Here is an 18,545-nt window from a genome sequence, read left to right on the forward strand (position 1 = left end):
ACGCCATTCGGATGGCGGGGGCGGGATCACGGCTCCGTGCTCAAGTGGTTCATCCGGTCCCACTCCTCGCGGAGCACCCCGTAGACGACGGCATCGTGCACGCCCCCGGGCCAGCGTCGAGCGCGTCGGAACCGGCCTTCCTCGACGAATCCCAGCCGCTGTCCGACGGCGATCATCCCTGGGTTTCCCGAAAACGTGGCGAAGTCCAGACGGAGTGTGTCGGTGCGAGCGAACAAGTAGGTCGTCCACAGGCGGAGGGCCTCAGTGCCGTACCCGCCGCCCCAGTACCGCTCGTCGTAGATCACCAACCCCATTCGCCGCCAGTCGGTCTGCCTGCTTTCCCAGTACCAGCTGACCCTGCCGATCAACCTGCCGTCCCTCAGATCGCATACGGCGAGGCTGGTGCGGGGATCGGAGGGCTCGGCCTTGGAGGTGGCGAGTTCGCGTGCCGTCGAATCGGCGGCTGCCGCGGTCGGGGTGCCGAAGTAGGGCCCGTTCGTCTCGTGCCAAGGCCGCGTCGGATCGAGTAGGTCGCGAAGCGGGTGGAGATCGCTCGGCCTCCAGTCGCGCAGCCGGACTTTCTCGCCTTCGAGTACGACGTCGTCCACCGGCCAATCGTGGCCTACCCGGGCTGGTTACGATCGTCGGGTGACTGAACTGCTCGGTCCTGCGGAGATCAGGGCGCTGGCGGCCGAGCTGGACGTACGTCCGACCAAGAAGCTCGGCCAGAATTTCGTGCACGATCCCAACACGGTGCGGCGCATCGTCGACCTTTCGAGGGTCGGCGAAGGCGACGTCGTGCTGGAGGTCGGGCCGGGCCTCGGCTCGTTGACCCTCGGCCTGCTCGCGACCGGCGCCGAGGTCGTCGCGGTCGAAATCGATCCCGTGCTGGCGGGGCGACTGCCGGACACCGCGGCCGAACGGGGCGGGGCCGAACGCCTTACGGTCGTCGGCGCGGACGCCTTGCGGATCACGACGGACGACCTGCCCGCGCGTCCGACGGCGCTCGTCGCGAACCTGCCGTACAACGTCGCGGTTCCGGTCGTGCTTCACCTGCTTGCCGAGCTGCCGTCGCTGACCAGCGGTCTCGTTATGGTCCAGACCGAGGTCGCGGACCGGATGGCGGCCGGGCCCGGGAGCCGGACTTACGGCGTGCCGAGCGTCAAGCTCGCGTGGTACGGAAAAGCGCGCAAGGTCGCCGCGGTGCCTCGCGCGGTGTTCTGGCCCGTTCCGAACGTGGATTCCGCGCTGGTCGCTTTCGAACGGGGTGACGTGGTGTCGTCCGTGGACCGGGAACGATTGTTCGCGGTGGTCGACGCCGCCTTCTCCCAGCGGCGGAAGACTTTGCGTGCCGCGCTGGCGTCGTGGGCCGGTTCCGCCGAACGCGCGGGGGAGCTGCTCGAGAAGGCGGGTATCGATCCCAAGACCCGCGGTGAGCAGTTGGATGTTCACCAGTTCGCGCGGATCGCGGCGGCCGCAGGTTGACCACTTGCCCCAGGTGTGACCGGCGCCGCGCGGACGTCGGCCGGGCCAGGTCAGCACGAGTGCGTAAGTCTTCTCCTCGATCTGTCTGAGCCGGCGTTGTCTTAGCAGGTGGCGCGGCTGCCGCACGTCGGAGCCACCTGTCATTGTTCCAATATATGGACAGCAGATCCTGTATAATGGACGCGACCAGACGTGTGATCTGCGCCTACGCGCTTGCTTTCATCCAGTGGGATCGGTTTTACTCAGTGAGCCATCCCGAGCGACTGAGAGACCTGGCTCGCCGAAGTCGCAGCAACCACCCTCCACAGGGCAGGTGCTACAGCCAGGACCGATGGAGGCTGTGCCTAATGAACAGGGTCACCCACCCGCTCCTGCTGACCAGGCGACGTGTCGTCGATGAAGGTCGCCGCACGGTAAGTGCGTGTCGACGCTCCACCGTTACTGCCTGAGTCCTTCTCCCTTACCTCTGAAACCCGTCCGTTTGCGGACGGTCACTCGGTGACGGTCGGCGCGCTCGAAAGATGCGGCGCCCCATTCGCATGGAGCCTCTCGTGATCACTGTCGAAAACCTGTCCAAATCCTTTCCCCTCAACGGAAATCCCGTCGTCGCACTGCGCGATGTGAGCGTGGACATCCAAGCGGGCTCGTTGTTCGGGGTCGTCGGCCCGGCCGGCTCCGGCAAGTCGACCCTCGCCCGTTGCATCGGTCTTCAGGAGCGCCCCGACCGCGGCGTCGTCCGCCTCGACGGCCTCAACACGGGGACCCTCGACGGACGCCGTCTGCGCGAAATCCGGCGGCAGGTCGGTGTCGTGAGCACCAAACCGGAATTGCTCGCCGAGCGCACCATCGCCGGCAACATCGCTTCGCCGCTCGAACAGCTCGGTCTCGACGGGCCGCAGCGTCGCAACCGGGTCGGCAATCTGCTCGACCTGGTCGGGCTCACCCCCCGGGCGGCGCAGCGGCCGGGCGACCTGACCGAAGGGCAGCTCCGCCGGGTTGCCATCGCCAAGGCGCTGGCCGCCGCGCCGTCCGTGCTCTTGGCCGACGACCCGACCGCGGGTGTGCGGGCCGAGGAGTCCGGCGCGGTCCTGACCGTGCTCGACCGGGCACGTGCCGAGCTCGGCGTCACCGTGCTGCTCACCACTCCCGACGCCGGCGTGGTTCGCCGTGTCTGCGACGACGTCGCGGTTCTGGAGGCAGGCGCGATCATCGAACGCGGAACCGTGCTCGACCTGGTCTCCGACCCGAACAGCCGGACCGCGCAGGCGCTGCTTCCCGCGATCGAGACCGGGCGGGCGCAGGCCTCGAAGTACGACCGCGCGGTGGACGTCGTGCTCGTCGGCTTCGCTTCGGTCGGTGCGCTGCTCCCTGAAGCCGCCGGTCGCTTCGACGTGGAACTCGCCACCATCGGGGGCGGTCTGACCCGGATCGGCGACACGCCGGTCGGCCGGTTCCGCCTCGGCGTGCGCGGTGAGCGTGCGGACGCCGCGCTCGCCTGGATCGCCGAACGGGGCGGCCACGTGACCCACCCGGTCCGCGGGCCGCAGGGCGTCGCTGCCTGATTCCTTCACGAACGGGCCGCTCCGGACGAAATCAGTCCGGGGCGGCCCGTTCGTGTCCGACTCGTCCTGTTCTCTTTTCTCCTGGTGACAGCGCAAGCGGAGCGGCCACGTAGGCTTGACGGGTGCTCGCCGTCGTACCGCCCCCAGTAACCGTCAGGGTTCCCGCCAAGGTCAACCTGCACCTGTCGGTCGGTGACGTACGCCCGGACGGCTACCACGAACTGGTGACCGTGTTCCAGGCGCTTTCCTTGACCGACGAGGTGACCGTCGCGGTCACCGAGGACCCCGGCGTCGAGGTCTACGGCGAAGGCGAAGGCTCCGTACCGACAGGGGCCAACAACCTCGCCTGGAAGGCGGCGCAGGCGCTGGCGGCCCACGTCGGCAAGGCGGACGGCGAGTCCAAGGTCAGGGTGGTACTGCGCAAAGGCATCCCGGTGGCGGGTGGGATGGCCGGCGGCAGCGCCGACGCGGCAGCGACCCTGGTGGGACTCGCGTCGCTGTGGAAGCTCGACATCTCCCGAGACGAACTGGCGGGTATCGCCGCGAAGCTCGGCAGTGACGTGCCGTTCGCGCTCTACGGCGGGACGGCGTTGGGTACCGGCCGAGGCGAGCAGCTGGTGCCGGTCTTGTCGCGGCACACCTTCCATTGGGTCCTGGCCTTCGACCAGCGTGGTCTTTCGACTCCGAGGGTGTTCGGCGAGCTGGACAAGTTGCGTGAAGAGGGCAGCCCGCCGCGGATCGGTTCGCACACTCCGGTGGTGGAGGCGCTGGCGTCCGGCGACCCGAGGCAGCTGGCGCTGCTTCTCGGCAACGATCTGCAGGCGGCCGCCGTTTCGTTGCGGCCGGGGCTGCGTCGCACATTGCGGGCGGGGGTCAACGCGGGTGCGCTCGCCGGTACCGTCTCCGGATCCGGACCGACCTGTGCCTTTCTGTGCGCGGATGCCCAGTCGGCCGTCGAGGTCGCCGCGGAGCTGTCCGGCGCGGGTGTCTGCCGCACGGTGCGCGTCGCGCACGGGCCGGTGCCCGGAGCCCGGCTGGTCGGCGGCGACGACGCGCCGCGGCCGTCACCGCCGCGGGTGCACGCGTGAGGGTGTCCGAAATGGACATCGACTAATTCGTTGTGGTGCAAGCTTTTTGGAAAGGATCGGCTGAGGCATGGCCAACTTGGTCAACCTGGAGTCGGTGAGCAAGTCCTTCGGGGTGCGCCCGCTGCTCGACGGTGTTTCGCTCGGTGTGGCGGAGGGGCAGCGTATCGGTGTCGTCGGTCTCAACGGGGGTGGGAAGACGACGCTGCTGGAGGTGCTCGCGGGGATCAGTGAGCCGGATGCGGGACGGGTCAGTCAGGTCCGCGGCTTGCGGATGGCCGTGGTCACCCAGCGGACCGAACTCCCCGCCGGCAGCACGGTCGGAGACGTCGTGCTGGAGCGCTACGGCGCGGAGCACGAGTGGGCCGCTGACGCGCGAGTCCGGTCCATTATGGACGGCCTGGGGATCACCGCTCTCGGTGTCGAGAAGGAAACGGCGAACCTGTCGGGTGGCGAGCGCCGGCGGGTGGCGCTGGCGGCCGCTCTCACCGGTGAGCTGGACCTCGTGGTCCTCGACGAGCCGACCAACCACCTGGATGTCGAAGGCGTGCGCTGGCTCGCGGATCACCTGCTGAACCGCAAGATCGCGGTCGTGGTCGTCACCCACGACCGGTGGTTCCTCGACACGGTCGCGAGCCTGACCTGGGAGGTCACCAACGGTCGCGTCGAGCAGTACGAAGGTGGGTACGCGGACTGGATCTTCGCGCGGGCCGAACGGGCGAGGCTGGCTGCGACGGCCGAGGAAAAGCGGCAGAACCTGGCGCGTAAGGAGCTCGCGTGGCTGCGCCGAGGCCCGCAGGCCAGGACCTCGAAGCCCCGCTACCGCGTGGAGGCGGCGGAGGCGTTGATCTCCGATGTGCCGGAGCCGCGCGATTCGGTCGAGCTGCAGGCGTTCGCGCGCCGGCGGCTGGGGAAGACCGTGCTGGAGATCGAGGACGCCACGTTGACCGTCGGCGACCGCACCCTGCTCGATCACGTCACTTGGCGGATCGGGCCCGGCGATCGGGTCGGTCTGGTCGGCGTCAACGGGTCGGGCAAAACGACGCTCCTCAAGCTGCTCGGTGGCGACAAGGAGCCCGAGACGGGCTGTCGGGTCCAGGGCAAGACGGTCAGCCTCGCGCACCTGCGGCAGGAGCTCGACGACCTGCCGGGTGACCTGCGCGTGCTGCAGGCGATCGAAGAGGTGTCCGGGCGGGTCGTGTTCGGCAAGCAGGAGCTCACCGCTTCGCAGCTCGCCGAAAAGCTGGGGTTCCCCGCGGCGAGGCAGTGGACGCCGGTCGAAGACCTTTCCGGTGGCGAACGGCGCCGTCTGCAGCTGTGCCGGCTCCTGATGGCCGAGCCCAACGTGCTGTTGCTCGACGAGCCGACGAACGATCTCGACATCGACACCCTGCAGCAGCTCGAAGACCTGCTGGATTCCTGGCCGGGCAGCCTCGTCGTCGTCTCGCACGACCGGTACCTGGTGGAACGCGTCTGCGACACGATCGTGGCCCTGTTCGGGGATGGGCAGGTGACTCACTTGCCGGGCGGGATCGAGGAGTACCTGGACCGGCGCGCCAAGAGCCTCGAGAAGGCCGGCAGTGACCGGAAGGCGGGCAACGCGCAGGCCTCCGCCCCCAAGAAGAACGCCGCGGAGCAACGCGCGGCGCAAAAGGAGCTGTCCCGTCTCGAACGCAAGCTCGACCAGCTGCACGCGAAGGAAGAGAAGCTGCATGCGGCGCTGCTCGCCGCGGCGACCGATCCGACGAAGCTCATCGAGCTGAACACCGAACTGAAAGCCGTCGAAACGGAGAAAGAGGAGGTCGAGGCTCAGTGGCTCGAGACCTCCGAAGCGATCGAATGAGTTGACTCGACGGCGCGCGGGCCTTCCAGCGCGGACAGTAGTGTGACGCGCATGAGTCGGTTCGTGGACACGCTCGTCGCCACCGCGGCGGGGCGAGGTCAGCAGCGGGGAATGGTCACCGGGGAGCCCAAGGAGCCGGTTCGGCGGACGTGGGCCGAGATTCACGAGCAGGCCAAGCGGGTCGCCGGGGGTCTAGTGGCGGCCGGGCTCGAGCCCGGCAAAGCGGTCGCGGTCCTGGCGGCGGCGCCGTCACTGATCGCGCCGACGGTTCAGGCGGTTTGGCTCGCCGGCGGCAGCGTGACGATGCTGCACCAGCCGACGCAGCGAACGGATCTCGCGGAATGGGCCGAGGACACCGTTCGCGTGCTGCGGATGATCGGTTCCGGCCTGGTGCTGCTCGGCGAGCCGTTCGACCAGCTGGCGCCGGTACTCACCGAGCACGGCATCGCCTTCCAGGTCATCACCGAGCTGCTCGAGGCGGAGCCGCTGGCGGAGCCCGTGCCGACGGCCGAATCGGACACGGCGCTCCTGCAACTGACCAGCGGGTCGACGGCCGACCCGAAAGCCGTTCAGATCACCTATGGAAACCTGTATTCGAACGTCAAGGCGATGGTCGATCGGGCCGAGTTCGACTTCGACGTCGACGTGATGGTCTCGTGGCTGCCCACGTTCCACGACATGGGGATGGTCGGCTTCCTGACGGTCCCGATGACGTTCGGCGTCGAACTCGTCAAGATCACGCCGCTCGAGTTCCTGTCGGGACCGTTGATCTGGCCACAGCTGATCAGCAAGTACAACGGCACGACCACGGCAGCGCCGAACTTCGCCTACGCGATCGTGGGCAGGCGGATGGCCCGTGTCGAGGACGACGACGCGTACGACCTCTCGAAGCTTCGGATCGCGTTGAACGGCGCCGAGCCGATCGACGAAACGGCCGTACAGACGTTCGTCGATGCCGGGAAGCGGTTCAAGATGCCCGCCGAATGCGTCTTCCCGGCGTACGGCATGGCGGAGGCGACTCTCGCGGTTTCGTTCGCGCCGTTGTTCACCGGCTTGACGCTGGACGTCGTCGAAGCCGACGCGCTCGAGGCGGACAACCGCGCGGTGCCGGTCCCCGAGGGCGACCCGCGCCGCGGGACGGACGAGGTCCGGTCCTTCGCGGTGCTCGGGCCGCCGCTCGACGGGCTCGAGGCCGAGATCGTCGACGACAAGGGAACCGTGCTCGGGGAACGCGAGGTCGGGGAGATCCGCCTGCGTGGCGAGGCCGTGACGCCGGGGTACCTGACCATGGAAGGTCCGCTCGCGACACAGGACGACGACGGCTGGCTGCTCACCGGCGACCTCGGCTACCTGGTCGACGGCATGATCGTGATCTGCGGCCGCCGCAAGGACGTCATCATCATGGGCGGCCGGAACCTGTACCCGACCGACATCGAACGGGCGGCGACCTCGGTCGAAGGGGTGCGTGCGGGGAACGCCGTTGCCGTGCGGCTCGACGCCGGCAGCCGACGGGAGCGGTTCGCCGTCGTCGTCGAATCGAAACTCGCCGGGGACCCGGAGACGGAGAAGGCGCTGGCGAAGGAGGTCGCGGCCAAGGTGCGCGGCGCCGTCGACATGCGGCCGTTCGCGGTCGTGGTGCTCCCCGCGGGGAGCCTGCCGAAGACGCCTTCGGGCAAAGTGAAGCGGGCCGCGACCGCCGTCCAGTTCGCGGACAAGATCGCCAAGAACGCGGCGACCAGCTGACACGAAAGGGCCGGGCCGCGGATATCGCGGCCCGGCCCGTTCGCGGCACCTCCCGTTGGTCAGCGGCGTCGCCACAGTGGCTTGCGGTTATGGGTGTGTTCCAGGGCAGGCGCTATGTAGTAGCCGGAGGACTGGGACAACCCGGCCAGCGTGCCCTCGACGTCTCGCAGGAACGCGTCGACGGCCGCCGGGTCGTAGCCTCGTTTCGAGAGTGGCGCTTTGGCGAACGCCACGTTGTGGACATCCGAAACCGACAGGTCGTCGTCGCCGTCGAGAGTCGCCGCGACCCGTTCCAGGAAGGCGTCGACCGCGGATTCGTGGTAGCCGCGGGCGCCGATCGGCGCCCTGTCGAACTGCCGGGTTCTGGCCTCGAACGCGGTGACGGGCACTAGCGCTCCCGCAGGGACTCGACGGGACCGCGGTCCGGAACGGAGCGTTCGGCGGTGGCCTCGTCCTCTTCGCGGGCACCAGGTACACGGAGCGCGTGCTGGCCGGTCCGCTGGGCGAGTTGCTCCTCGACCTTGTCGAGGAAATCGTCGACTTCGCGTTCGTCGTAGCCGCGCTTCCCGATCAACGGACGCGAGAACATGACGTGGTGGACCTCGGCGGCCGTCAGGTCGTCCCGATCCGAGATCGTGTCGGCGATCCGTTCCAGGAACGCGTCGACCTCGTGTTTGGCGTACCCGCGCCGCCCGATCGGGGCGTTCGGGAAAGTGACGCCGGCGATGTCTTCGGCCGTAAACGACATGAAACTCTCTCCGGTTTCGGTGGGGAATGCGATCTCCGCATTCCGTCCTAACGGGTTTGAGAGTTCCCGGGAAGAGCTCGCGCTATTCCACGACTCGATCAGGGGCGTGGTGAAACGCCTTCGAGTGACGAGGTGTAACGCACCGCCATGTGAGCGGATTCACCCAGCGTGGAAGGTGTTCTGGGCCGCCGCGAGCCCGGTGCTGATAAGCGCTTCAACGGCGTCGGCGCAACGATCGATCTCGAAAGCGAGCTCTTTGCGTTCGACCGTCGAGAAGTCTTTCAGCACGAAATCGGCGGGATCCTGCCGCCCTGGAGGCCTGCCGACGCCGAAACGGACGCGGTAATAGTCCTTCGTGCCCAGGGACTTGGTGATCGAGCGGAGACCGTTGTGGCCGTTGTCGCCGCCGCCCAGCTTCATCTTGAGCGCGCCGAAGTCGACGTCCAGCTCGTCGTGGACGACCACGACACCGGCCGGGGGGATCTTGTAGAACCGGGCCACGCCCACGACCGGGCCGCCAGAGAGGTTCATGTACGAACGCGGCTTGGCCAGGACCACGCGCCGGCCCGCCAGCCTGCCTTCGAGGATTTCGGCGCCGCTTTTGTGGGCTTTGAACTTGCCGCCGACGCGGCCGGCCAGTTCGTCGAGCACCATGAAGCCGACGTTGTGCCTGTTGCCCGCGTACTGGGGGCCGGGATTGCCGAGGCCGGCGAGCAGGATCTGCTCGCCGGCCCCGGGAAGTACTGCTTCGGTCACACCGGTGACTTTATTCGGCGTCCTCGGCGGGGGTCTCCGCAGCCTCGGCCTCTTCGCCCTCGAGCGAGGACTCGGACGGCGCCTCGTTCACGGCGACGACCAGCGCCTCGGGGTCGGTGACCAGGGTGGCGCCCTTCGGCAGGGTGACCTGCGAGGCGAGGATCTGGGTGCCGGCTTCGACGCCCTCGACCGAGAGCTCGACCTGCTCGGGGATGTGCAGCGCCTCGACCTCGATCTGGAGGGTGTCGAGGTCGGTGGTGACCAGGGTGCCCGGGCCCGCGGTGCCGGTGACGACGACCGGGACGTCGACGGTGACCTTCTCGCCGCGGCGGACGACCAGCAGGTCGACGTGCTCGATGTAGTTCTTCAGCGGGTGGACGACGATGGTCTTCGTCAGCGCCAGCTCGCTCTTGCCTTCGAGCTCGAGGGTGATGACGGCGTTGCTGCCGTTCTCACGCACGACACGGGCGAACTCGAGGGCGGGCAGGGCGTAGTGGCGCGGGTCCGAGCCGTGCCCGTACAGCACCGCGGGGATCTTGCCGGCACGACGCGTGCGACGCGCGGCACCCTTGCCGAATTCGGTGCGGGGCTCGACGGACAGGGTTACCTCGGACACGGTGTAGCACTCCTTCAATTCACCAACATGTTCAGCGAAAGCATGCTGAGGTGGGGATGGTTCGGGCGGTTCCGGTGTTCGGCGGCGAATTCCACAGGCGTGCTCGACCGCGTGTGGCCACTCAAGCCGCCGCGTCGATCACGTCGGGCACCAGGTGCTCACGGAACCCGCCTCGCCGAGACCGGGAAAGTGTAGACCAAGCGGTCGTGCCGGGGTCCCGCCGGGTGGCTCGTTCAGATGACAAGTCGGTGACAGCTGCTTCGGGAACCCGCGGATGCGGTGGTGCGCGACCCCTTTTCTAAGGTGTGATCTCCTCGCACTCGAGACAAGGGGGCGGAATGGCGGCACGACGGTCGAGGATCGGCGCGATCGCCGCGTTGTGCTGCCTCGTGGCCGGTTGCGACGTCGCGATCGACGGTGCGGCGGGGATCTCGCCCGCCGAGCAGCAGCGGGTGGACCGGCGCACGGAGCAGCGCGGCGCTGTCGAGAGCGCGCTGAAGGCGCTTGAGCAGGCTCCCGCCGTTGTCTACAAGTCGACAATCAAGGACGCGGCCGGTAACCCCGCCGAACTGCAGTTCCGGATCACCCGCAACGGCAGCGCGCAGGGCGCGTTGCCGGTCGACGGCCAGGCCATCCAAGTCGTGGCCGCGGACAAGCAGCTGTACCTCTCGGCGACGCCTGAGTACTGGAAGGCGCACGGGCTCGGCAACAGCGAGTCGTACGGCACCAGCTGGGTTCGCACCGACGGCTCGGACCTGCCGGTGAACGCCGTCGAGGTGCTCAGCCCGCGCAAGGCCGCGTCGACACTGAGGACCGCGGTGTCCGCGATGAACCCGCTCACCGATCCGGTCCGGTCGAAGTTGCCCGACGGGACCGAGGTCTACGAGGTCGGCAGCGGGCTCGGGGCCTTGCGCGTGACCACCGCCGCGCCGCATCGCGTCGTCAGTTTCGCGCCTTCCCTCGTCGCCGCGGCGGGCGGTAAGACGCTCGGTGCCGAGATGCGGGTCGAACCGCTCACCGGGGACGCGCTCAAGAAGCTCCAAACCGATCTGGACGGCGCGATCGGGGGAATCGGGCAGCCGTTCGACGCGCTCGCCCAAGTCAGTGTCAGCGTCGTCAACGACAAGCTGGATTGCACGGACTTCGTCGGAACCTGCCGGGCGACCATCGACGTCGCCAACACCGTCATCGGCGGCGTGAGCGGGACGCCCGTGCATCTCACGCTGACCGTCGATTTCACGGCGCAGTCCCTCGGCGCGCAGAGCTGCACGGCGGCCGCCGACGCGGCACCCGGCGCCACGACGAGCATGTCCTGCGAGGTCAAGTTCAAGCTGCCGAATCGGAACGCCAGCTACCAGGTGCAGGCGAAGCCGTCGGCACGCGGCGAGGTCCGGGCGGCGGTCGACGTCAACGCCGTCCGCGAGAAGCTCAAGTCCGAGTTCGCCGCGCTGGGTGGCTGACCTGCACACTCACCCCGGGGTGCGTTGCATACGTTGAAGTAGTCGATCTCGCGTTCTTAGCATCGGCGTGGTAGCCGATGAAAGGGAGAAACGCGATGGCGAAGTTGGTTGTGTTCGGAGGAACCGGGTACGCGGGCGGGAAGATCGCCGAGGAGGCGCGCGGACGCGGCCACGAGGTGCTGGCGGTGTCGAGGAACGCGGAAGGCGAGGGGACCAGGGCGGGCTCGCTCTACGACGAGGCCTTCCTGGCCGACGTCGCCAAGGGCGCGGACGTCCTGGTAATCGCGGTTCACGGGCAGAGCGGCCTGCTCGAAGCGGTGCCCTCGATCGCCCAGGTCGCGAAGGACAACGGCGCGCGGATCGGAGTCGTCGGCGGGGCAGGCAGCCTGAACGTGGCCGAAGGCGGGCCGCGTTTGATCGACACCCCCGAGTTCCCGGACGAGTACAAGGGCGAGGCGGGGGCGCACGCCGAGGTGCTGGAAGCGTTCCGGAAACTTCCCGAGGACATCGACTGGTTCTACCTCAGCCCGGCCGCCGAGTTCGGCGCGTGGGCCGAGGGGGAGCGGACCGGCGAGTTCCGGCTCGGCGGTGACGTGCTCCTGACCGACGAGAACGGTGGATCGAAGATCAGCGGCGCCGACTACGCGATCGCGTTCGTCGACGAGATCGACAAGCCGGAGCGCCGCCGTCAGCGCTTCTGCGTCGCTTACTGACCGGACAGTTCCTTCACGACCGGCGCGAACGTTTCCATCATCGGCTCGAACACCGTGATGTAGGAGAAGCCGTACCGTTCGCGACGCTCCTGGAGCTGCCGGACGATCTCCGCGACGGTTCCGAAAAGCAACTGAGGTGTCTCGAGCAGGGCGTCGACGTCGAGGCCGTCCTCGTCTTTGACCTCTTCACGCCAGGCCGCTGCGGCCGCCCGCTGGTCGTCCGCGACGACGACCCGCTGGACGAGCACGTTCAGTTCGGGGTTCCGGCCGTTCGTTCGCGACTGGAAGAAGGCGACGCGCTCGTCCATGCGTTCGGCGTCGTCGAGCTGGAAGGTGCCCGGTGCCTTTCCCGGTGCTTGACGAAGACCCGAGAAACCGGCGATGTCGGCTTCTCGGGCGGCGAGGGAGAGCACGCCGTCGCTGTTGCCCGCGAGGAGCAGCGGCGGGGGCGTGATCCCCTCGGCGACGAACTGTTCTCGCAGGTGGTCGAGGCCCTTGGTGAGGTATTCGATTCGTTCCTTGGCCGGGATCCACGGCAGGCCGGCATCGTCGAATTCCGATTTCATGTGGCCGGAGCCGAGACCGAGGTCCAGCCGATCGCCGGTCATCTTCACCGTCGTGACGACGTCGCGCGCGAAGAGCGCGAAGTTGTAGAAGGGCACGTTGGAGACGAGAGTGCCGACGCGGGGCCGTTGAGTCACCGCGGCGGCCATGGTCAGCGCCGGGAAAGGCGCGTTGCGTCCTGAGCCGAGATGATCCGGCACAGAGATGACGTCGTATCCGAGGGCCTCGGCGCGGCGGCACTTCGCGACCCAGTTTTCGCGGTTCTCGGCGCCCCACAGGTTCACGCCGAATTTGAATTTCCCCATATCGGAAACCTAGCCACGCGCGGCGGCCGGGCGCGCGCCGTTTCGCGAGGAGCCGAAAACGAAGCAGGGGACCTTTGCTCTCACTCTCCAAAAGAGAGTGGTAGCAAAGGTCCCCTGCTTCCCAGAGGGTCAGGCGTTGCCGTCGAAGAGGGACGTGACCGACCCGTCCTCGAAGACCTGCTGGATCGCCTGCGCCAGCAGCGGCGCGATGGACAGCACGGTCAGCCCGGGGAACCGCTTCTCCTCCGGGATCGGCAGCGTGTTGGTGACGATCACCTCGCGCGCCTTGCAGTTCGACAGCCGCTCGGTGGCGGGGTCGGACAGGATGCCGTGGGTCGAGGCGATGACGACGTCGGACGCGCCTTCGTCGAGCAGGGCCTCGGTGGCCTTCACGATCGTGCCGCCGGTGTCGATCATGTCGTCGATCAGCACGCACAGCTGACCGCGGACCTTGCCGACGACGCGGTTCGCGACGGCCTGGTTCGGCTTGTCCGGGTCGCGGGTCTTGTGGATGAAGGCGATCGGCCGGTCACCCAGCTGCGCCGCCCACTTCTCGGCGAGCCGCACCCGGCCCGAGTCCGGCGAGACGACCGTGATGTTCTCGTCCTGGTAGGTCTTGTTGATGTGCGCGGCCAGCACGTTCTGCGCGAGCAGGTGGTCGACGGGACCGTCGAAGAAGCCCTGGATCTGCGCGGTGTGCAGGTCGACCGTCATGATCCGGTCGGCACCGGCGGTCTTGAACAGGTCCGCGATCAGGCGCGCGGAGATCGGCTCGCGGCCCTTGTGCTTCTTGTCCTGCCGCGCGTACGGGTAGAACGGCATGATCACGGTGATCCGCTTGGCGCTCGCGCGCTTGAGGGCGTCCACCATGATCAGCTGCTCCATCACCCATTCGTTGATGGGCGCCGGGTGGCTCTGGATCACGAACGCGTCGGTCCCGCGCACCGATTCGTTGAACCGGACGAAGATCTCCCCGTTGGCGAAGTTGTGCGCGGTCTGCGGGACGACCGACACGTTGAGGTGCTTGGCCACCTCTTCCGCGAGCTCCGGGTGCGCGCGCCCGGAGAACAGCATCAGGTTCTTCTTCGGTGTTCCGGACTTCGAGCTCATGCTGGCGACTCCCCGTCGTTTCCCTTATTCGAATCGGACACAACGGTGGTGTCCTGCTTCGCGGCGGAAGCTGCTTCCGCCGCGGGTGTGCCCGGCCTGCGCCGGGACACCCAGTCTTCGATGTTGCGCTGCGGCCCGGTGGACACGGCGAGCGCGCCCGGGGGCACGTCTTGCCTGATCACGGTGCCTGCCCCACTGTAGGCGCCGTCGCCGATGGTCACCGGGGCGACGAACGTGTTGTCCGCGCCGAGCCGCACATGGGAGCCGATCGTGGTGTGGTGCTTGTTCACGCCGTCGTAGTTGACGAAGACGCTGGAACACCCGATGTTGCTGTTCTCGCCGATGGTCGCGTCGCCGACGTAGGTCAGGTGCGGCACCTTCGTGCCGGCGCCGATGTCGGCGTTCTTCGTTTCGACGAAAGCGCCGAGTTTGCCCTTGGTCCCCAGTTTGGAGCCGGGACGCAGGTAGGTGAACGGGCCGACCTTCACCCCGTCGCCCAGTTCCGAATCGGAACCGTGCGTCCGCACCACCGACGCGCCCGCGCCGACGGAGACGTTCTCCAAGGTGCTGTCCGGGCCGATCTGCGAGCCCTCGCCGACCGACGTCGAGCCCTTCAGCTGGACGCCGGGTTCGATGACGACGTCGCGCGACAAGGTCACGCCCGCGTCGATCCAGGTGCTCGCCGGGTCGACGACGGTGACACCCGCCCGCTGCCAGCCGCGGACGATCCGGCGGTTCAGCTCGGCGCCGAGTACCGACAGCTGGACGCGGTCGTTGACGCCTTCGGTCACCCACGGGTCGTCGATGACCAGCGCGCCGACGCCCTTGCCGTCGCCGCGGGCGATGCCGAGGACGTCGGTGAGGTAGAGCTCGCCCTGAGCGTTGTCCGTCGAAAGCCGCGAGAGCCCGTCGACGAGGACCGAAGCGTCGAAGGCGTAGACGCCGGAATTGATTTCGGCGATTTGGTGCTGTTCGGGGGTGGCGTCCTTCTGCTCGACGATCGAGGTGACGACGCCGTTTTCGTCGCGGATGATCCGGCCGTAGCCGGTCGGGTTCTCGACGACCGCGGTCAGCACGGTGACCGCGTTGCCCGTCGACGTGTGCTCGGCGACCAGGGAAGCGAGCGTTTCGGTGTCGAGCAGCGGGACGTCGCCGTAGCTGACGACGACGGTGCCGGTCAGCCCGGCGGGCAGTGCGGAGAGCGCGCACGAGACGGCGTGCCCGGTGCCCTTCTGCTCCTCCTGGACGGCCGTGACGACCTCGCGGCCGAGCGCTTCGCCGACCTTCGCCAGCCGGGCGCCGACCGAGTCGCGGCCGTGGCCGATGACCACGACCAGGTGCTCCGGGTTCAGTCCCGCGGCGGCCCGCACCGCGTGCTCGACCAGCGGGCGGCCGGCGATCGGGTGCAGCACCTTCGGGGTGGACGAGCGCATGCGGGTGCCCTCACCCGCGGCGAGGATCAACGTGCTCAGCGGGCCGGTCACGGCACTCCCAACATTTCACCAACGGTGGTTGTCGGGCATTGATCCTACGTGGGCTGCTCGGCGTCCCACGCGGGGTCGGTCGGAGCATCCTCGCCGGGCCATCCGGTCACCGGATCGATGGCCATCGAGTTCACCGACGAAACCTGGTTCCCGCCGCCGCGTTTCGCCTGGTACATGGCCGCATCGGCACGCGCGAGGACCTGCTCGGCCCGTTCCTGCGGGCGGAGCGAGACAAGGCCGACGGAGAGGGTGACGCCGTGCGAAAGATGGTGCGGCAGAGATGCGACGGCATTCACAGAACGACCCAGCGCCTGTTTCGCCGCGGACGCCGGAGCCCCAGGTAGAAGCACGATGAACTCGTCTCCGCCGTAGCGGGCGACGACGTCGTCGCCGCGCAGGGCGTCGCGCAGCGTGCTCGCGATGACACGGAGCACGTTGTCGCCTTCGGCGTGCGACTGCTTGTCGTTGACGTCCTTGAAGCCGTCGAGGTCGACCAGCGCCACCGCGAGGGGCTGGGCGTCGGCGGACGACGCCAGCGAACGCAGCTTTTCGTCGAGCGCCCGCCGGTTCGGCAGGCCGGTCAGCGGGTCCTGCAGCGCCTGCTGGGTGATGGCGCCGTGCTCGGCGGAGAGCCGCTCGTGCTCCCGTCGCGCGTTGAGCGTGGCGATCTGCGATTCCCGCAGCGACCACATCTCCGTTTCCAGGATGGTCGCGTAGTCGATCAGCGACTGGCTCGCTCCGGACGCGTAGTCCGGCGTGGTGTCGAGCCTGGCCAGTTCGCGGGCGAGGTTCAACCGCATCGACGGCAGCGAGCCCTCTTCGTTGTCCTCGCGGACCTCTTTGAGCACCTGCAGCGCGTCCTCGCGACGGCCGTCGTTGTCCAGGCAGCGGGCCAGCGCGATGGCGATGATCTCGCGTTCGTGGGGGAACACCAGTTCCGGGTTCAGCAGTGCGGTCAACCGCTCGATATGCGACGAATCGGGCGACGCCAGCGCGGCCGCGGCGGCGAGCACGCCGACCTGGTCGATCGCGGGCACCCCCGCCTTGCGCGGGAACAGCGACTCGGTGAACGGGCCTTCGGCGGCCTGGGCCATGGACGCCGCGGTGCGGAACTTGTCCGCTCCCTCGTCGTACCGCTCGATGCGTTCGAGGCGCAGGCCCCAGCCGAGCAGCATCTTGACCCGGTTGATCAGCTGGAGTGCGATCTCGTGCGGGCTCGCGCTGTCGCGGATCGCCTGCGCGGCGCGGGCGATGGCCTCCTCGGCCGCCTCGTAGACGCCCAGCTGGTTCAGCACCAGCCAGCAGTCGACCAGGGTCGTGGACAGCATCCGGTCCCAGTTGCGCCTGCCGATCTGGCGGTCGGGAACCGCGGAATCGTCGAGGATCGCCAGTGCCCTGGCGATCTCGGTGAGGGCGGCGTCCTCCTGTTTGGCGATCACCAGCCGTCGGCCACGCATGGCGTGCGCGTCGGCCCGCATCAGCGCGAGACCGTGCCGCCGGGTGTGCGCGAGCATCTCGTCGAGCCTGGGTTCGGCTTCGGCGGCGAGACCGCGGGTGACCAGCCTGGCCGCCGCGGAGTAGCGCAGCAGCTGGGCGACCAGCAGGGGTTCGCCGCGGCGCTGCGTCTCGTCGAGGAGTTCGTCGAGGCTGGTGATGATGTCCAGCTGTTCGGCGAAGGTGACGCGCTGGATGGCCGCACCGAGTTCGCGCGCGCGACCGTAGAGCCAGGCGTCGGACATCTCCGCAAGCGCCGGCCGCCTGCCACTGGTCGTCGCGTCCTCGGTCAGCCGCACACACCCCCACCGTTGGAAACGCCGCTGGTCATCTGCTCGTCTGCTCCGCCGCCAGGATTCGAACCTGAACTGTCAGAACCAAAATCTGAAGTGCTGCCGATTACACTACGGCGGATCGATCCTGGTCAGGATAGCCATGTCGGGGACGTCCACGTGCGCCCGGGGGTGGCCTCACCGTCGCGGGCACTCCACAGGGGACGAAACCTCCTGTACCGTAACTTACGGCATCGTAGGTAAGGTCACCCTTAGGGAAACCCTCAGGGTTGCGCGTAGAAAAGAAGTGACTGCATGACGGCTACCCTCGACCGTTCCCAGAAGCCCGCGAAGGGCCCCAAACCGGTAATCGACGGACACCGATCGAGCGCCGTGCAGCTCTCGGTCTACCTCGGGGTCATCTTCCCGCTCGCCGCGCTGCTCGCGGCCGTCCCGTTCGCCTGGGGCTGGGGACTGACCTGGGTCGACGTCGGCCTGTTCGTGGTCTTCTACGCGATCAGCGGCCTCGGTATCACCGTCTCCTATCACCGCTACTTCACGCACGGCTCGTTCAAGGCCAAGCCGTGGCTGCGCGTCGCGATGGCGATCGCCGGCAGCATGGCCGTCCAGGGCCCCGTCATCACCTGGGTCGCCGACCACCGGCGCCACCACGCCTTCTCCGACCGCGACGGCGACCCGCATTCGCCGTGGCTGTTCGGGACCACGCCGCTCGCCATCGCCAAGGGGTTCTGGCACGCGCACATGGGCTGGCTGTTCGACCGCGACCAGAGCAACGCCGAGCGGTTCGCGCCGGATCTGCTGAAGGACCGCGCCATCAAGAAGGTCGACGACCTGTTCTGGCTGTGGAGCCTGCTCACCCTGGTGCTGCCCGCGATCCTGGGCGGACTGATCACCTGGTCGTTCTGGGGCGCGGTGACCGCGTTCTTCTGGGCCGGGCTGGTGCGGGTCTGCGTGCTGCACCACGTGACCTGGTCGGTCAACTCGGTCTGCCACATGATCGGCGAGCGCCCGTTCGCGGCCCGCGACAAATCGGCCAACTTCTGGCCGCTGGCGATCTTCTCCTTCGGCGAGTCGTGGCACAACCTGCACCACGCCGACCCGACCTCGGCGCGGCACGGGGTGCAGCGCGGCCAGATCGACATCTCCGCCCGTCTCATTTGGCTCTTCGAGAAGTTCGGCTGGGCCTACGACGTGCGCTGGCCGACCCCGCAGCGTCTCGCGCGCATCGCCACTGAAAGCAAATAGCGAGGTCGCGTTAGTCTTCTGCGATGGCGGGGAGAAGGC

At 68.3% G+C, this 18,545-nt stretch carries 17 protein-coding genes, 1 tRNA gene and 1 riboswitch; of the genes, 8 read left to right on the top strand and 10 right to left on the bottom strand.

Annotated elements, in window-relative coordinates; translation table 11 throughout:
- Nucleotides 1-26: 26 nt before the first annotated feature.
- The gene (locus ACFWIW_RS09155) at nucleotides 27-608 is read right to left on the bottom strand and encodes a GNAT family N-acetyltransferase (RefSeq protein ID WP_378367935.1); all 582 of its coding nucleotides are present in this window, start codon (nucleotides 606-608) and stop codon (nucleotides 27-29) included.
- A gap of 40 nt (nucleotides 609-648) precedes the next feature.
- On the opposite strand from ACFWIW_RS09155, the gene rsmA reads away from it, so the two are divergent.
- From rsmA to ACFWIW_RS09180, 5 genes are all read left to right on the top strand, one after another.
- Entirely contained in the window at nucleotides 649-1,485 is an 837-nt protein-coding gene (rsmA, locus tag ACFWIW_RS09160) for a 16S rRNA (adenine(1518)-N(6)/adenine(1519)-N(6))-dimethyltransferase RsmA (RefSeq protein ID WP_378367936.1), read from the top strand.
- A 247-nt stretch (nucleotides 1,486-1,732) separates the two neighbouring features.
- Nucleotides 1,733-1,823, top strand: a riboswitch (SAM riboswitch).
- A 213-nt stretch (nucleotides 1,824-2,036) separates the two neighbouring features.
- Entirely contained in the window at nucleotides 2,037-3,047 is a 1,011-nt protein-coding gene (locus ACFWIW_RS09165; protein WP_378367937.1) for a methionine ABC transporter ATP-binding protein, read from the top strand.
- Nucleotides 3,048-3,169: 122 nt separating this feature from the next.
- Nucleotides 3,170-4,135 carry a 4-(cytidine 5'-diphospho)-2-C-methyl-D-erythritol kinase gene (locus ACFWIW_RS09170; protein WP_007028772.1) on the top strand — a complete coding sequence of 322 codons (966 nt, stop codon included), beginning with the start codon at nucleotides 3,170-3,172 and terminating at the stop codon, nucleotides 4,133-4,135.
- A gap of 67 nt (nucleotides 4,136-4,202) precedes the next feature.
- On the top strand, nucleotides 4,203-5,975 hold the full coding sequence (locus ACFWIW_RS09175) for an ATP-binding cassette domain-containing protein (RefSeq protein WP_378367938.1): 1,773 nt from the start codon (nucleotides 4,203-4,205) through the stop codon (nucleotides 5,973-5,975).
- A 51-nt stretch (nucleotides 5,976-6,026) separates the two neighbouring features.
- A complete protein-coding gene (locus ACFWIW_RS09180) occupies nucleotides 6,027-7,718 on the top strand; it encodes a fatty acyl-AMP ligase (protein WP_378367939.1) in 1,692 nt (563 codons plus the stop codon).
- Between the two features lie 59 nt (nucleotides 7,719-7,777).
- On the opposite strand, the gene ACFWIW_RS09185 is transcribed toward ACFWIW_RS09180, so the two are convergent.
- From ACFWIW_RS09185 to ACFWIW_RS09200, 4 genes are all read right to left on the bottom strand, one after another.
- Nucleotides 7,778-8,107: a DivIVA domain-containing protein gene (locus ACFWIW_RS09185; protein ID WP_378367940.1), complete on the bottom strand. Its 330-nt coding sequence runs from the start codon at nucleotides 8,105-8,107 to the stop codon at nucleotides 7,778-7,780.
- Nucleotides 8,107-8,466, bottom strand: a complete 360-nt coding sequence (locus ACFWIW_RS09190) for a DivIVA domain-containing protein (protein WP_378367941.1) — start codon at nucleotides 8,464-8,466, stop codon at nucleotides 8,107-8,109. The genes ACFWIW_RS09185 and ACFWIW_RS09190 overlap by 1 nt, the downstream gene beginning before the upstream one ends.
- 159 nt (nucleotides 8,467-8,625) lie before the next feature.
- Nucleotides 8,626-9,222 carry an aminoacyl-tRNA hydrolase gene (gene pth / locus ACFWIW_RS09195; RefSeq protein WP_378367942.1) on the bottom strand — a complete coding sequence of 199 codons (597 nt, stop codon included), beginning with the start codon at nucleotides 9,220-9,222 and terminating at the stop codon, nucleotides 8,626-8,628.
- A gap of 10 nt (nucleotides 9,223-9,232) precedes the next feature.
- Nucleotides 9,233-9,838 (bottom strand): 50S ribosomal protein L25/general stress protein Ctc, encoded by a 606-nt coding sequence (locus tag ACFWIW_RS09200; RefSeq protein ID WP_378367943.1) that lies wholly within the window; start codon nucleotides 9,836-9,838, stop codon nucleotides 9,233-9,235.
- Between the two features lie 338 nt (nucleotides 9,839-10,176).
- On the opposite strand from ACFWIW_RS09200, the gene ACFWIW_RS09205 reads away from it, so the two are divergent.
- Both ACFWIW_RS09205 and ACFWIW_RS09210 read left to right on the top strand, forming a co-directional pair.
- Nucleotides 10,177-11,298, top strand: coding sequence for a hypothetical protein (locus ACFWIW_RS09205; RefSeq protein ID WP_378367944.1), 1,122 nt, complete (start codon nucleotides 10,177-10,179; stop codon nucleotides 11,296-11,298).
- 95 nt (nucleotides 11,299-11,393) lie between these two features.
- Entirely contained in the window at nucleotides 11,394-12,011 is a 618-nt protein-coding gene (locus ACFWIW_RS09210) for an NAD(P)-dependent oxidoreductase (RefSeq protein WP_378367945.1), read from the top strand.
- On the opposite strand, the gene ACFWIW_RS09215 is transcribed toward ACFWIW_RS09210, so the two are convergent.
- The 5 genes from ACFWIW_RS09215 to ACFWIW_RS09235 form a co-directional block, all read right to left on the bottom strand.
- Nucleotides 12,005-12,880, bottom strand: a complete 876-nt coding sequence (locus ACFWIW_RS09215) for a TIGR03621 family F420-dependent LLM class oxidoreductase (RefSeq protein ID WP_378367946.1) — start codon at nucleotides 12,878-12,880, stop codon at nucleotides 12,005-12,007. The two genes, ACFWIW_RS09210 and ACFWIW_RS09215, sit on opposite strands and share 7 nt — an antisense overlap.
- A gap of 129 nt (nucleotides 12,881-13,009) precedes the next feature.
- Entirely contained in the window at nucleotides 13,010-13,990 is a 981-nt protein-coding gene (locus ACFWIW_RS09220) for a ribose-phosphate diphosphokinase (protein WP_005155717.1), read from the bottom strand.
- Nucleotides 13,987-15,474 carry a bifunctional UDP-N-acetylglucosamine diphosphorylase/glucosamine-1-phosphate N-acetyltransferase GlmU gene (gene glmU, locus ACFWIW_RS09225; RefSeq protein ID WP_378367947.1) on the bottom strand — a complete coding sequence of 496 codons (1,488 nt, stop codon included), beginning with the start codon at nucleotides 15,472-15,474 and terminating at the stop codon, nucleotides 13,987-13,989. The genes ACFWIW_RS09220 and glmU overlap by 4 nt, the downstream gene beginning before the upstream one ends.
- 44 nt (nucleotides 15,475-15,518) lie before the next feature.
- On the bottom strand, nucleotides 15,519-17,267 hold the full coding sequence (locus tag ACFWIW_RS09230; protein WP_378367948.1) for a diguanylate cyclase domain-containing protein: 1,749 nt from the start codon (nucleotides 17,265-17,267) through the stop codon (nucleotides 15,519-15,521).
- A 43-nt stretch (nucleotides 17,268-17,310) separates the two neighbouring features.
- Nucleotides 17,311-17,382 (bottom strand) — tRNA-Gln (locus tag ACFWIW_RS09235).
- 173 nt (nucleotides 17,383-17,555) lie between these two features.
- Between ACFWIW_RS09235 and ACFWIW_RS09240 the strand changes: the two genes are divergently transcribed.
- Nucleotides 17,556-18,506, top strand: a complete 951-nt coding sequence (locus ACFWIW_RS09240; RefSeq protein WP_240599679.1) for an acyl-CoA desaturase — start codon at nucleotides 17,556-17,558, stop codon at nucleotides 18,504-18,506.
- Nucleotides 18,507-18,545: the final 39 nt, after the last annotated feature.

The organism is Amycolatopsis sp. NPDC058340, assembly GCF_042723975.1.
Taxonomy (GTDB): Bacteria; Actinomycetota; Actinomycetes; order Mycobacteriales; family Pseudonocardiaceae; genus Amycolatopsis.

Coding starts and splice junctions, on each gene's coding strand:
- ACFWIW_RS09175 (WP_378367938.1), top strand. CDS start 4,203: ATGGCCAACTTGGTCAACCTGGAGTCGGTGAGCAAGTCCTTCGGGGTG.
- ACFWIW_RS09180 (WP_378367939.1), top strand. CDS start 6,027: ATGAGTCGGTTCGTGGACACGCTCGTCGCCACCGCGGCGGGGCGAGGT.
- ACFWIW_RS09190 (WP_378367941.1), bottom strand. CDS start 8,466: ATGTCGTTTACGGCCGAAGACATCGCCGGCGTCACTTTCCCGAACGCC.
- ACFWIW_RS09205 (WP_378367944.1), top strand. CDS start 10,177: ATGGCGGCACGACGGTCGAGGATCGGCGCGATCGCCGCGTTGTGCTGC.
- ACFWIW_RS09210 (WP_378367945.1), top strand. CDS start 11,394: ATGGCGAAGTTGGTTGTGTTCGGAGGAACCGGGTACGCGGGCGGGAAG.
- ACFWIW_RS09215 (WP_378367946.1), bottom strand. CDS start 12,880: ATGGGGAAATTCAAATTCGGCGTGAACCTGTGGGGCGCCGAGAACCGC.
- ACFWIW_RS09220 (WP_005155717.1), bottom strand. CDS start 13,990: ATGAGCTCGAAGTCCGGAACACCGAAGAAGAACCTGATGCTGTTCTCC.
- ACFWIW_RS09240 (WP_240599679.1), top strand. CDS start 17,556: ATGACGGCTACCCTCGACCGTTCCCAGAAGCCCGCGAAGGGCCCCAAA.